Below are 13,967 nucleotides of genomic sequence, written 5' to 3'. Positions count from 1 at the left end.
GCATTCGAGTTACCTTCAACGGTTGGGCCATCTTTCCTATGCCAATTACCAGCGGTAGTGAGCAAATGCGCGGTTTGCTTCCGCCATCTTGTGGGTGTCCTCGCGACGCTTCACAGAAGCGCCAAGGCCGTTTGCTGCATCCAGGATCTCATTAGCAAGACGCTCGATCATGGTGTTCTCACGGCGCTGACGGGTGAAGGTAACCAACCAACGGAGCGCGAGGGTGTTAGCACGACCTGGGCGAACCTCAACAGGAACCTGGTAGGTAGCGCCACCAACGCGGCGGGAACGAACCTCGAGGTCTGGCTTGATGTTGCCCAGAGCCTTCTCAAGGGTCAGAACTGGATCAGTACCGGTCTTTTCCTTGCAAATATCGAGGGCACCGTAAACGATGCGCTCAGCGGTGGACTTCTTGCCGTCCAGCAGAACCTTGTTTACGAGCTGGGTAACAACCTCGGAGCCGTATACTGGATCCTTAACTACAGGACGCTTTGGAGCTGCATTCTTACGCATTGATTACTTCTCCTTCTTTGCGCCGTAACGGGAACGAGCCTGCTTACGGTCCTTAACGCCCTGGGTGTCCAGTGCGCCACGGATGATCTTGTAACGAACACCTGGGAGGTCCTTAACACGACCACCACGAACGAGCACCATGGAGTGCTCCTGGAGGTTGTGGCCCTCACCTGGGATGTAAGCGGAAACCTCGATACCAGAGGTAAGGCGCACACGAGCTACCTTACGCAGTGCGGAGTTAGGCTTCTTAGGAGTGGTGGTGTACACACGAGTACAAACGCCACGACGCTGAGGGGAACCCTTCAGAGCTGCAGTCTTAACCTTTGCAGTCTTATCGTGGCGGCCCTTGCGGACCAGCTGCTGAATAGTTGGCATGAACCGTCTTTCTTAGTTGATCGGTAATTCCTTCTAACAGGTATTTCTCCTGCTAAAAGTAAGTTTTGCTTAAGCCGGCTCTAGGTTAACGTCTAGCTCCATTCACAAGAAAGTACCCAGACAAACGAAAATAGGGGCTCTTTCCGGGGCCGCTTCCGTTTAACCTAGGAAGTAATATCACAGTGTCTGTTTTATTACTTCAGGCTCCCGTAACACACATGGGTTACAGGACTTCTGCCAAGGATACACGTCAACACACCGAATGTAAAATCTTTACTCCCATCAACAAATTACCCTCCCACTCACTGCCCGAGGGGCGAGGCACAAGTACGATCCACGTCATCCGGATCTCGGCCTGTCACTGTAATTCGATACACCGGGCATTTACCCCCAAGAACTAACTTTCCCTGGCCCGTTATTGCAACGTACAAATATGCCCGCCCTAGATAAGCTGCAGGTGTGTTTGCCATAATTTTGGCACCTTGTGGTGTGACGGCCCCTCCGTTCTAGTGTCGTTAATGAAGGACCCACGTGACACGTGGCCAGATTCTGCGCCAGCGCACTTTTAATAGTAAAAAACGTCCCACCGGCCTCCTAAAGCGAAGGCTCTTAGTGGGACGTTAACCTTATTGCGTATCCAGCTTTTAGAGCAAGCGTTTTCCAGTTGCTGCTGAGAAGTTATGCTGGCCGCCGTCTTTGATTCGTACGTGAATAACGGTGCCTCGCTGAGGTGCCACGTTTGGCAGTGCGCGAATGACTACTTGATCTGACAATGGGCTGCCGTCCATTCCAGATCCCAGTGACCCGCCGCCAACGAGGTGGCCGTAGAGGTAGGAGTCAGATCCGAGCTCTTCAACAAAGTCCAATTCCACTGGAATCGTACCGGCATGGTGCTCTCCCTCCGGAACCATTTCGAGTGCTTCAGGACGGAAGCCCACGATCATCTTGCCATTGTCCTCCGCAGTCATCTTGTCACGGGCTGCCTGCGGGATCTGGATTTCAGCATCACCAAGACGACCAACGCCGTTGGAGTCCACGTCAAAGGTGCCTAGGTTCATCGCAGGGGAACCAATAAAACCCGCGACGAACACGTTTGCGGGCTGTTCGTAGAGCTCACGCGGAGTGCCAACCTGCTGCAAGATTCCTTCATTGAGAACTGCGATACGATCACCCATGGTGAGAGCCTCGGTCTGGTCGTGGGTGACGTACAGCGTAGTAACACCGAGTTTGCGCTGCAGCGCAGCAATCTGGGTACGAGTTTGGACACGCAGCTTCGCGTCCAAGTTCGATAGTGGCTCATCCATCAGGAACACCTGCGGCTCCCGTACGATCGCGCGCCCCATAGCCACACGCTGGCGCTGACCACCAGACAGAGCCTTTGGCTTGCGCTCCAAGAACTCTGTCAGGTCGAGAGTACGAGCTGCTTCTTCAACGCGAGCGTTAATCGTCTCCTTGGATTCGCCTGCAATCTTCAACGCAAATCCCATGTTCTCGCGCACGGTCATGTGCGGGTACAGAGCATAGTTCTGGAACACCATCGCGATGTCACGCTCCTTGGGCGCAGCTCGGGTGACGTTCTTTTCACCAATGTAGATGTCACCTGCGGTCACATCTTCTAGCCCAGCAAGCATGCGCAAGGTGGTTGACTTACCGCAGCCCGAGGGACCAACCAGAACCAGGAACTCGCCATCTGCGATTTCAAGATCAATTCCATCGACGGTAGGTGCTTTTGCACCAGGATAGGTCAACGATACGTTGTCAAAAACAACCTTTGCCATTATGTTTCCTCCATTGGCAGGTACGTGCCAAACGATCCGAGTGGGGATATTCTTCCAGCGCCGTCGGTTTGTCCCTCGGCACCGAGTTCTATAGTACGCGGTATTACGAACTAGATCACTGTCGCCCCACTTTTGTTATTTTCCACATATACATTTGTGCTGTCTGCGCGAGAGTTAATAAAGCGGTCGGGTGGAATTGCCTTACCTTGCTGTCCATAACGGACAAATCCATCCCTGAATCGAGCCTCATGCGCAAGGAACATTCGCATCATGAGGAGCTCTTAGTTGTGATGATTCAAAACGGGTTCCGCTTCGAGTTTTCATTGCTAGCAGCTTGCCTTGCTTAGGAACTGGAGCCGCAGATCGCTAGGCCACAATCCTTTCAGCACAACGTGCAGCATAAGTACTGCCTCCAAAACACGGCTAACGGTGAACGAAGGAATTACTGTTGGAAGAATGTCGAGTGAAATTACAGAAACGCCACCATGCCCGCAGTGCTCTTGTGAGTACACCTACGAGATGCCACCATTGATCATCTGCCCGGAGTGCGCACATGAGTGGTCTCCAGAGGAAGCTGCCTTAGACGCAGAGGCCACGCTCATCAAGGACTCGGTCGGCAACGTCCTGAGCAATGGTGACGATGTCACCGTCATCAAGACCCTCAAGGTTAAGGGCGCCCAGCAGCCGATTAAGTCGGGCACCAAGGTTCGCAACATCCGGTTGATTCAGGCAGCAACCGATGGGCATGACATTGACTGCAGGATTGATGGATTCGGTGCAATGAAGCTCAAAAGCTCAGTGGTACGCAAGGCCTAACTAGGTCCCACTGCTCTTTTGATCGTCGTCGGTCTCGAGCAAGTTTGAGACTTTCGGCTTACTCATAGAGCTTGGAGCCGGGAGCAAGGCGCACTGGACCTCTGACGGAACCTAGATCAACTTCCTCGCCTTTCTGAGTAATCACGATTACTCCGGCCTCTGCGAGTTCAGACGCCACTTCGCGGGCTGGGTCCATGAGATCGCGCCATTCTTTACCTCCCACCACTCGAGCAGCCTCAGATGGGCATATCGTCGCGCCGTCGCGGGAGCGCAGCAGTGTTCGAATTGTCGCTGCGAGTCTCGATTTTTGGCCTTCAAGTGTTGGTTCCCACCAGGGCTCGCCCCGCTCACCCAGCGCTACCTTTGCATCGTGGACTCGGTAGCGAACGGAGTTGCCTTCGGTTTTCACTAGACGACGTGCTTTCATGAGCTCTTTGACCAACTGGGCCTCCAATTGGCTGGGAATACCGGGATCAGTGGCCCTCCACTTGCGACCACCGATAACGATGTAATGGCCGTCTTCGGTCCGATTATCCTTACCGCTTTCCTCCACCATATTCTCCCCTCATGCACTCGCTGACTTAAGCTGTCTGATGATGATTGACAACTTTTTGCGTTCGCCTCGAACCTTCGCTGAATGGCTGGCGGATTCCGTCCGTGTGGCAGCCGTACTGCTCACATTAGTCCTCTTAGTATCTTTGGGTATTTACGAGGCTGGCATCATGGCCTTCACCTTGCCGGGCCTCATGCTTCCCAAGTTCATTGGCATGAGAGGCTCTGCAGATCTGGTCTGCATTTCCATCATGCTCATTGCCGCGTTGAGTAATATTTTCGGCCTCTACACTGCCATCACGGGTTGGGACCTTATTGTTCACTGCGTATGCACCGCCATTATTTCCGCCGCCGCATATTTGCTGTTAGCCCATGCCAAGCTGCTCCCGTTTCCGAGTTCAGTGGACTACAAGGTTGCGCATGGATTGGTGTTTGTCACCGTCCTCGGTGTTTCCTTAGGAGCAGTGTGGGAGGTGGTGGAATGGATCGGGTTCCGATTCCTGCCGGCGGACGTGGTCGTCAACTATGACGACACCATTACGGATCTCATCGCTGACACGCTCGGATCGGTTGTTGCTGGATTTGTGTTATCGAAACTGTCCATCCTTAAACCCCACGTGGGCGCGGCAGGTTCGGAACAAAAAACTTCCTAAATCTCAGCAAGGGTAGTTCGTAACCTGCTTTGCCATCGTCATACGCCTCCTTCGAGAACTGAGGGTAGCGGGCGTGGTTTTACGCTTCAGCAGGTATTTCTCTTCGCCCCTTTTTGATCAATAACAACGAAGTGGCCCCTTCCCTACCTCATTGCTGAGGTTGGGAAGGGGCCACTGCTGCTGACTAGGTCTTACAGGTCGTAAGCTTCATCCAGTGGGACGGAAGCGCCAGTGAATTCACCGTAGCCGTCGTCACCGTAGATGGAGTCGCCGTAAGTTGGGATGGAGTACGCAGCGTTGCGTGCTGCCTCGGTTGGCTTCACAGCAATGTTGCGGTAACGCGCAATACCGGTACCAGCTGGGATCAGCTTACCGATGATGACGTTCTCCTTCAGGCCGATCAGCTTGTCAGAGCGCTTGTTGATAGCAGCGTCCGTGAGAACACGAGTGGTCTCCTGGAAGGATGCTGCGGACAGCCAAGACTCGGTAGCCAAGGAGGCCTTGGTGATACCCATGATCTCGGCGCGCAGTTCAGCGGTCTGACCACCTGCGGCACGTGCTTCAGCGTTAGCCGCCTGAGCCTCGGAGATGTCCACCAAGGTGCCTGGGAGGAACTCGGTGTCACCGGACTCAATAACGGTGCCGCGACGCAGCATCTGACGGATGATGATCTCGATGTGCTTATCGTGGATAGCAACACCCTGGGCACGGTAAACAGCCTGAACTTCGTCAACCAAGTGCTGCTCAACGCCACGGCGGCCCAGAACCTCGAGCACGTCGTGAGGATCCGCAGGACCACGGAGTAGACGATCGCCAACGTTAACGTGGTCGCCTTCGCGCAGGGTGCGTTCAATCAGTGCACCTGGGTTGGACTCCATAGGAACCTTGACGGTTGCCAGGCCCTGACGCTTGGACAGCTTCTCGTAGACAACGTTGTCGGAGCCATCATCAGGGGTGATGGTGAGCGTCCAGAAGTTGCCTTCGTCCTCCAGGTGGACCTTACCTGCGACAGAAGCAATAGGAGCGCGGTTCTTAGGAACACGTGCTTCGAATAGCTCCTGAACACGTGGCAGACCACCGGTGATGTCGCCACCGACACCACCCTGGTGGAAGGTACGCATTGTCAGCTGGGTACCTGGCTCACCAATGGACTGTGCAGCAACGATGCCGACTGCCTCACCGATATCAACCAACTGGCCAGATGCCATGGACTTGCCGTAGCACTTAGCGCAAACGCCGGTGGAAGTCTGGCAGGTCAGGACGGAACGTACCTTTACCTGCTCAACGCCAGCTGCAACCAGCTTGTCAATGAGCTCGTCAGTCAGGTTCTCACCAGCGGCTACTACTACCTCGTCGCCAACCTTGACGTCGGTTGCTACGACTCGACCGGAGACGGAGGTCTCGATCAAGCCGTGAGGAGCGTAACCGGTGATGTTGCCTTCTGCGTCCTTCAATGGCTCTGAGACAGGAACGCGGATGCCCTGACGGGTGCCACAGTCCTCTTCGCGGACGATAACGTCCTGAGCAACGTCAACAAGACGACGGGTCAGGTAACCGGAGTCTGCAGTACGCAGCGCGGTATCTGCCAGGCCCTTACGGGAACCGTGAGAGTTGTTGAAGTACTCGAGAACGGAAAGGCCTTCACGGAAGGAGGTCTTAATCGGACGGGTGATGTACTCACCCTTGGAGTTAACAACCATGCCCTTCATGCCGGCTAGAGTCCAGATCTGACGCATGTTACCTGCCGCACCAGACTTAACGATCATTGGGATCGGGTTGTCATCTGGGTACAGGTTCTCAACAGCTTCACCGACTTCGTCGGTAGCTTCCTTCCACAGCTCAACAAGGCGGTCGTAACGCTCGCGCTCGGTAAGAGCACCCTGCTCCCAGTACTTACGCTCGATCTGGCGTGCACGGGACTCGTAGCCTTCCAAGATCTCCGTCTTGTTTGGCAGAACCAAAACGTCAGACATAGCGATGGTGACACCAGAGCGGGTTGCCCAGTAGAAACCAGCGTCCTTCATCTTGTCCATGGTCTGTGCCACGGTGATCATTGGGTACTTAGCTGCTAGGTCGTTGATGACGTCGCCAAGCATGATCTTGTCGGAACCGCCACCCTTACGGACCATGACGCCCTCAAGGTATGGGTAGTTCCAAGGAAGGAGCTCGTTGAACATCACGCGACCAAGAGTGGTGTCTGCAAGCCAGGTCTGGCCCTGCTTCCAGCCATCTGGGAACAGCTCGTTCTCCACGTCCGCTGGTGGGCGGAGGTGGCTGATACGGACCTTGATCTTTGCCTGCAGGCCAAGAACACCGCGGTCGTAAGCCATGATCGCCTCAGCGTAGGAAGAGTAAACGCCCTTAGCAATTCCCTCTTCGGTTGCTTCTGCATAAGCACCCTGGCCGCCGAACTCGTTCTCTGCCTTATCCATGGTGAGGTAGTAGAGACCGGTCACCATGTCCAGACGTGGCATAGCCAGTGGCTTGCCGGATGCTGGGGACAGAATGTTGTTGGAAGCAAGCATCAGCACGCGAGCTTCGGCCTGCGCCTCAGCGGACAGTGGCAGGTGAACTGCCATCTGGTCACCGTCGAAGTCAGCGTTGAAAGCTTCACATGCCAGTGGGTGTAGCTGGATTGCCTTACCCTCGATGAGCTTTGGCTCGAAAGCCTGGATGCCCAAGCGGTGCAGGGTTGGTGCACGGTTCAGCATCACTGGGTGCTCTGCAATAGCCTCTTCCAGAACGTCCCAAACCTCAGGACGCTGGCGCTCGACCATGCGCTTAGCGGACTTGATGTTCTGTGCGTAGTCGTTCTCAACCAGACGCTTCATAACGAATGGCTTGAACAGCTCGAGAGCCATCAGCTTAGGCAGACCACATTCGTGGAGCTTGAGCTGTGGACCAACAATAATTACGGAACGGCCAGAGTAGTCAACACGCTTACCCAGCAGGTTCTGGCGGAAACGACCCTGCTTACCCTTCAGCAGATCGCTCAGGGACTTCAGTGGGCGGTTGCCAGGACCGGTAACTGGACGGCCACGGCGGCCGTTGTCGAACAGCGCGTCAACAGACTCCTGAAGCATGCGCTTCTCATTGTTGACGATGATCTCAGGTGCGCCGAGATCGATCATGCGCTTCAGACGGTTGTTGCGGTTGATAACGCGGCGGTACAGGTCATTCAGGTCAGCAGTTGCGAAACGGCCACCGTCGAGCTGCACCATTGGGCGCAGGTCTGGCGGAATGACTGGGATGCAGTCAAGCACCATGCCAGCTGGATCGTTGCCGGAACGCTGGAAGGCTGCAACAACCTTCAGGCGCTTCAGCGCACGCATCTTCTTCTGGCCCTTGCCGTTGTTGATGATCTCGCGCAGAACTTCAGCCTCTGCATCGAGGTCGAAGTTGCGGATCAAGGTCTGAATAGCCTCTGCACCCATGCCACCGGTGAAGTAATCCTCGTAGCGGTCTACGAGCTCTTCGTAAATGGTGTCATCAATGATCATCTGCTTTGGCGCAAGCTTGACGAAGGTCTGCCAGATCTCGTCTAGGCGTGCAACTTCGCGCTCCATGCGCTCGCGGATGTGCTGCATTTCCTTATCTGCAGCGTTCTGGACCTTGCGGCGTGCATCTGCCTTTGCGCCAGCAGCCTCCAGCTCAGCGAGGTCCTCCTCCAGCTTCTGAGCTCGCTCAGCGATTTCAGACTGTGCGTCAGCCTCTGCATCCTTCTTCTCCAGAAGCATTTCAGCTTCCAGGGTGGTCAGGTCCGCGTGGCGAGCCTCCTCATCAACAGAGGTGATGATGTTAGCTGCGAAGTAGATGATGCGCTCCAAGTCCTTTGGAGCAAGATCCAAAAGGTAACCCAGGCGGGATGGGACACCCTTGAAGTACCAAATGTGAGTTACCGGTGCGGCGAGCTCAATGTGGCCCATGCGCTCACGGCGAACCTTGGACTTGGTGACCTCAACGCCACAGCGCTCACAGATGATGCCCTTGTAGCGGACACGCTTGTACTTACCACACTGGCACTCCCAGTCACGGGTTGGACCGAAAATACGCTCGCAGAACAAGCCGTCCTTCTCGGGCTTGAGGGTACGGTAGTTGATTGTCTCCGGCTTCTTAACCTCGCCCTTGGACCAACGACGGATGTCGTCGGCAGTTGCCAGGCCGATGCGGAGCTCATCGAAGAAGTTGACGTCGAGCACGTAACTCCCTTTCCTCTCGATAAATCGAGGAATCGTAGTGAGAAAAGTTCTTTTGATTTACGTTTCCGCCTGATGGCCAGTGAGTACTGGCCATCAGACCTGGATTGCTAGGCGCTGTCAGCGTCTCCGCGCTCATCGCGGGAGAGGTTGATGCCCAGGGAGGCACCGGCCTGATCGAACTCATCGTCGTCGTAACCGGACAGTTCCATTGGGGTGCCGTCTGCAGAGAGAACCTCTACGTTCAAGCACAGGGACTGAAGCTCCTTGAGGAGAACCTTGAAGGACTCAGGGATACCTGGGTCTGGGATGTTCTCGCCCTTAACAATTGCCTCGTATACCTTCACACGGCCAGAGACGTCGTCGGACTTGATGGTCAGAAGCTCCTGCAGAGTGTAGGCAGCGCCGTATGCCTGCATTGCCCACACCTCCATTTCGCCGAAGCGCTGGCCACCGAACTGTGCCTTACCACCCAGAGGCTGCTGGGTAATCATGGAGTAAGGACCAGTGGAACGTGCGTGGATCTTCTCGTCTACCAAGTGGTGCAGCTTCAGGATGTACATGTAGCCAACAGACACTGGGTATGGGAAAGGCTCACCGGAGCGGCCGTCAAACAGCTGTGCCTTGCCGTCCGCGTTAACCATGACGTCGCCATCACGGTTTGGACGGGAATTAGCGAGCAGGCCTGCCAGCTCTTCGTTGGAAGCGCCGTCGAATACTGGGGTTGCGGTCAGGGAACCTGCAGGAACGTCATGCAGATCCTCTGGCAGCATCTTCATCAGCTCAGCATTAGCTGGGTCTTCGGTGTCGATCTTCCAACCAGCTGCAGCCAACCAACCGAGGTGTACTTCCAGAACCTGGCCGATGTTCATACGACGTGGAACACCGTGGGTGTTCAGGATGATGTCCACTGGGGTGCCGTCAGGCAGGAATGGCATGTCTTCAGCAGGCAGAATCTTACCAACAACACCCTTGTTGCCGTGGCGGCCTGCGAGCTTGTCGCCGTCCTGGATCTTACGCTTCTGAGCCACGTAGACGCGGATCATTTCGTTGACGCCTGGGGACAGATCGTCGTCATCCTCACGGGAGTAGCGACGTACGTCGATGACCTTACCAGTCTCACCGTGTGGAACCTTCATGGAGGTGTCACGAACCTCGCGGGCCTTCTCACCGAAGATAGCGCGCAGCAGGCGCTCTTCTGGGGTGAGCTCGGTCTCGCCCTTAGGGGTGACCTTACCAACGAGGATGTCGCCTGCGCGGACATCTGCACCGATGCGGACAATACCGCGATCGTCAAGGTCCTTGAGTACGTCCTCACCTACGTTAGGGATCTCTCGAGTAATTTCCTCAGCACCGAGCTTGGTGTCACGAGCATCGATCTCGTGGCGCTCGATGTGGATGGAAGTCAGAGTGTCCTCTTCTACCAGGCGCTGATTCAGGATGATAGCGTCCTCGTAGTTGTGGCCTTCCCATGGCATGAACGCAACCAAGAGGTTGCGACCCAGCGCCATTTCACCATTGTTGGTGCCTGGGCCGTCAGCCAGAACCTGGCCAGCTTCAACACGGTCACCAATGTTTACCAGTGGCTTCTGGTTGTAAGAGGTGCCCTGGTTGGTGCGCTTGAACTTCTCAAGGGTGTAGGTATCGCGCTTGCCCTCATCGCTCATCACGGTGATGAACTCAGCGCAAACATTCTCAACAACGCCAGCGTGTGCGTTGATGATCAGATCGCCGGCATCGTAAGCAGCACGCTGCTCCATGCCGGTACCCACGAATGGAGCCTCGGAACGAACCAGTGGCACTGCCTGGCGCTGCATGTTAGCGCCCATCAGTGCACGGTTTGCGTCGTCGTGCTCGAGGAACGGAATCATTGCGGTAGCGACGGAAACCATCTGACGTGGGGAAACGTCCATGTATTCGATTGCTTCTGGGGCAACGATCTGGATGTCACCATTCTTAACGCGCACGGTAACGCGGTCGTCAGTGATTTTGCCATTCTCGTCAACGTTGGTGTTTGCCTGAGCAACAACGTAACGATCTTCCTCATCAGCAGTGAGGTACTCAATCGTGTCGGTGATGTGGCCGTTCTCAACCTTGCGGTAAGGGGTTTCGATGAAGCCAAAGTCGTTCACGCGGGCGTAGGAAGCCAAGGAACCGATCAGACCGATGTTCGGGCCTTCTGGGGTCTCAATAGGGCACATACGGCCGTAGTGAGAAGCGTGAACGTCACGGACCTCGATGCCAGCGCGATCACGGGTCAGACCACCTGGGCCCAGTGCGGACAGACGACGCTTGTGTGTCAAGCCGGACAGGGAGTTGTTCTGGTCCATGAACTGGGACAGCTGGGAGGTACCGAAGAACTCGCGAATCGCTGCGGACACTGGGCGCACGTTGATCAGGGAGGTAGGAGTGATGGACTCCGCATCCTGGGTGGTCATGCGCTCGCGTACGACGCGCTCCATACGAGACAAACCAACGCGAACCTGGTTCTGGATGAGCTCACCGACAGTACGCAGACGACGGTTACCAAAGTGGTCGATGTCATCGGTCTCTACCGGAACAACAGTTCCGGTTGGAGAGGTCATGGAGGTCTCACCTGCGTGCAGGCGCACCAAGTATTCGATGGTGGTTGCGATGTCTTCCTCGGTGAGGGTGTTCAGACCCTCGTTGTCGCCGCCAAGGCCGAGCTTGCGGTTGACCTTGTAACGGCCCACCTTTGCAAGGTCGTAGCGCTTAGCGCGGAAGAAGGAGTTCTCCAGCAGAGACTGGGCGAGGTCGCGGGTTGGCTGCTCGCCTGGGCGCTGCTTACGGTAGATCTCCAGCAGAGCCTCATCGGTGTTTGCAACACCGTCGGACTCGAGGGTGGTCATCATGATCTCGGAGAAGCCGAAGCGCTCCGTGATCTGCTCAGTGGTCCAGCCGAGTGCCTTCAGTAGGACGGTGACCGGCTGACGACGCTTGCGGTCAATGCGTACGCCCACGGTGTCGCGCTTGTCCACGTCGAACTCTAGCCAAGCACCACGGGAAGGGATGACCTTCACAGAGTGCAGCGGACGCTCGGTGGACTTATCGATCGACTGATCGAAGTAAACACCTGGGGAACGAACCAGCTGGGACACAACGACACGCTCGGTGCCGTTAACGATGAACGTGCCCTTGTCCGTCATCATTGGGAAGTCACCAATAAAGACGGTCTGCTGCTTGATTTCACCAGTTTCCTGGTTTACGAACTCTGCGGTGACGTACAGCGGCGCAGAGTAGTTAATATCCTTCTCTTTACACTCTTCAATGGTGTACTTCATATCCTCCAAGCGTGGCTCGGAGAGAGAAAGGGACATGTTTCCGGAGTAGTCCTCGATTGGGGACAGCTCATTGAGGATGTCCTCAAGGCCGGACGTGATGTTTGCGTCCGGTCCAAACTCTTCCTGACGACGGGCACGCCACTCAGGCGCACCAATCAGCCAAGCAAAAGAGTCAAGCTGAATATCGAGAAGTCCTGGGACCTCAATAGGTTCAGTAATCTTCGCGAACGACTTACGTTCGGGAGCCCCAGGGATGTTGGCCTTGGTCTGGCGGGAGACTGCCAAGATGGGTCCTTCCAGCACCTCGCGCGGCGGTGACCCCGCAATATTGGCCACCAAACCGCTGGTATATGATCATTTCGGTCTGCATTAGGAAACTCAATCTCAGTTCCGTACCCACATAGCACTAAACGACCTTGTCAAGTACGGTTTTTAAAAAACCACACCCTCAAAGGTCTTTGCTAAAGATAGGCAGGAATGAAACGTATTCCAGCGCAACAAACCAGCATATACCATCGTGCATACTTTGTAAAGTACCAGATTTGACTTTACCTACTGCACGTACTAGCCAATCAAGGCCCTCATATCTATGGAATCTAGCTCGGCTTTTAGTGGCCCCTATTGAGTTCTGGGAAGTAAAGCGCCCGTCCCCTTTTGCTAGGCGCATCTACTGGGCGGCTAGGAATGTTAGTCGCGAACCGCGTGCTTTGCGCGGTCGTGATCAACCTGTTCAGCATCGTAGTCCACAACTACCTCTGCGGAGGAATTTTTCTTGCGGCCCACAACACCAAACGCACATAGCGCTCCGATGAGAGTGATGAGAATTCCAGCCGCCAGCACAATGTAGTTAATAATTCGTGCCAGTGATCCATCCGACACGCCGGATGCCTGGGAAATCATCGCGTCTACGTCCTCATCACTCATGGCACCGTTGAAGGTAAGCACGTCCTCCAACTTGTTGCCTTCAGCATCTCCGTAGTAATCCTCAATGCTTTCTTCCACGTTGACAATCAATCCGGACACTTGATCGACATGGATGTCGCGGGTGCCAGAGTGGAACAGGTAAGCCTGCTCCTTCGCTGGTTCATTAGCTGCCGCTTCTGCCTCACCCTCAGCGTTGTCATCAGAAGCTGCAGGCCTCTCTAACTGAGTGGTATTAAGGAAGCTCGCATACTTTTGAGCCACATTGGTTGGCTCAATGTTTTGGCGGTAGACATAAATCTCTCGTCCCCCGCGCTCATAAGACTCTTCGAACACAGCTGGAACTACATCGCGCAACGTCACGTCGAAGGCATCATAGGTGGTCTGCTGAGCATCTGCGGGGAACTTGAGCCAGTACCCGTTAACCGGGACTTCTCGAGTTGGACTTGCCAGCTGATCAGTCACGCTAGCAGGGCCGGTTGCCTCGCCGGTTGTGCGATCGATGGTCACTGACCACACCGTTGCGTTGATGAGCCGATCCAAGTCTGCCTGGCGGTTTACCCGAGATTCGGTGACTCCCACGCGCAGCGTGGCGATATCACCGTCTGCTGGAGGCAGGATCTCCATGTGGGTCTGGCGCTCCACCGGAACGTCGAGCATGCGACCGTCGGCAAGCAGACGGGAACGCGCACCGTCGTCGCGAAGCGTGAAGGTGGACTGCTCTAGGTCCAACGGCATCTTCGCCTCATCGTGCACGAAACGAGGCGCCAACACCGCCCACACGATCAAGGCAAGACCAAGACCAATGGACAAGATGGCAGCAATGCGTGACTTTGGAAGCATGGGGCACATATTACCGCC

The 13,967-nt window shown here is 55.4% G+C and carries 9 protein-coding genes; 2 read left to right on the top strand and 7 right to left on the bottom strand.

The annotated features are described in order from the left end of the window. Window positions 1-45: 45 nt before the first annotated feature. From rpsG to ACXM2N_RS01770, 3 genes are all read right to left on the bottom strand, one after another. Window positions 46-513, bottom strand: a complete 468-nt coding sequence (gene rpsG, locus ACXM2N_RS01780) for a 30S ribosomal protein S7 (RefSeq protein WP_458489434.1) — start codon at window positions 511-513, stop codon at window positions 46-48. 3 nt (window positions 514-516) lie between these two features. Further along, complete coding sequence (rpsL, locus tag ACXM2N_RS01775) at window positions 517-888, bottom strand: 30S ribosomal protein S12 (RefSeq protein ID WP_025251882.1); 372 nt, start codon at window positions 886-888, stop codon at window positions 517-519. Window positions 889-1,532: 644 nt separating this feature from the next. After that, a complete protein-coding gene (locus ACXM2N_RS01770) occupies window positions 1,533-2,666 on the bottom strand; it encodes an ABC transporter ATP-binding protein (protein WP_458489432.1) in 1,134 nt (377 codons plus the stop codon). A gap of 456 nt (window positions 2,667-3,122) precedes the next feature. Here ACXM2N_RS01770 and ACXM2N_RS01765 point away from each other — a divergent pair, with 456 nt between their 5' ends. Next, a complete protein-coding gene (locus ACXM2N_RS01765) occupies window positions 3,123-3,482 on the top strand; it encodes a zinc ribbon domain-containing protein YjdM (RefSeq protein WP_458489430.1) in 360 nt (119 codons plus the stop codon). 58 nt (window positions 3,483-3,540) lie between these two features. Here the strand turns inward: ACXM2N_RS01765 and ACXM2N_RS01760 are convergent, their stop codons facing one another. Beyond that, on the bottom strand, window positions 3,541-4,038 hold the full coding sequence (locus tag ACXM2N_RS01760) for a DUF3253 domain-containing protein (RefSeq protein WP_458489428.1): 498 nt from the start codon (window positions 4,036-4,038) through the stop codon (window positions 3,541-3,543). A 40-nt stretch (window positions 4,039-4,078) separates the two neighbouring features. Between ACXM2N_RS01760 and ACXM2N_RS01755 the strand changes: the two genes are divergently transcribed. Further along, entirely contained in the window at window positions 4,079-4,687 is a 609-nt protein-coding gene (locus ACXM2N_RS01755) for a hypothetical protein (protein ID WP_458489426.1), read from the top strand. 191 nt (window positions 4,688-4,878) lie between these two features. On the opposite strand, the gene ACXM2N_RS01750 is transcribed toward ACXM2N_RS01755, so the two are convergent. The 3 genes from ACXM2N_RS01750 to ACXM2N_RS01740 all read right to left on the bottom strand — a co-directional run bounded on the left by ACXM2N_RS01750 (window position 4,879) and on the right by ACXM2N_RS01740 (window position 13,949). Continuing rightward, complete coding sequence (locus ACXM2N_RS01750) at window positions 4,879-8,886, bottom strand: DNA-directed RNA polymerase subunit beta' (RefSeq protein ID WP_458489424.1); 4,008 nt, start codon at window positions 8,884-8,886, stop codon at window positions 4,879-4,881. Window positions 8,887-8,993: 107 nt separating this feature from the next. Further along, complete coding sequence (rpoB, locus tag ACXM2N_RS01745; protein ID WP_458489422.1) at window positions 8,994-12,488, bottom strand: DNA-directed RNA polymerase subunit beta; 3,495 nt, start codon at window positions 12,486-12,488, stop codon at window positions 8,994-8,996. Window positions 12,489-12,872: 384 nt separating this feature from the next. Next, a complete protein-coding gene (locus tag ACXM2N_RS01740; protein WP_458489420.1) occupies window positions 12,873-13,949 on the bottom strand; it encodes a DUF3068 domain-containing protein in 1,077 nt (358 codons plus the stop codon). Between the last annotated feature and the right edge of the window lie 18 nt (window positions 13,950-13,967).

It is taken from the genome of Corynebacterium sp. ZY180755 (genome assembly GCF_054331495.1).
The sequence above is the reverse complement of the archived record's forward strand: the minus strand, read 5'-3'. Positions and strand labels throughout refer to the sequence as shown.

Bases quoted from the DNA above. Each gene is read 5' to 3' on its own strand.
- rpsG (WP_458489434.1), bottom strand. From the start codon at position 513: ATGCGTAAGAATGCAGCTCCAAAGCGTCCTGTAGTTAAGGATCCAGTA.
- rpsL (WP_025251882.1), bottom strand. From the start codon at position 888: ATGCCAACTATTCAGCAGCTGGTCCGCAAGGGCCGCCACGATAAGACT.
- ACXM2N_RS01770 (WP_458489432.1), bottom strand. From the start codon at position 2,666: ATGGCAAAGGTTGTTTTTGACAACGTATCGTTGACCTATCCTGGTGCA.
- ACXM2N_RS01765 (WP_458489430.1), top strand. From the start codon at position 3,123: ATGTCGAGTGAAATTACAGAAACGCCACCATGCCCGCAGTGCTCTTGT.
- ACXM2N_RS01760 (WP_458489428.1), bottom strand. From the start codon at position 4,038: ATGGTGGAGGAAAGCGGTAAGGATAATCGGACCGAAGACGGCCATTAC.
- ACXM2N_RS01755 (WP_458489426.1), top strand. From the start codon at position 4,079: ATGATTGACAACTTTTTGCGTTCGCCTCGAACCTTCGCTGAATGGCTG.
- ACXM2N_RS01740 (WP_458489420.1), bottom strand. From the start codon at position 13,949: ATGCTTCCAAAGTCACGCATTGCTGCCATCTTGTCCATTGGTCTTGGT.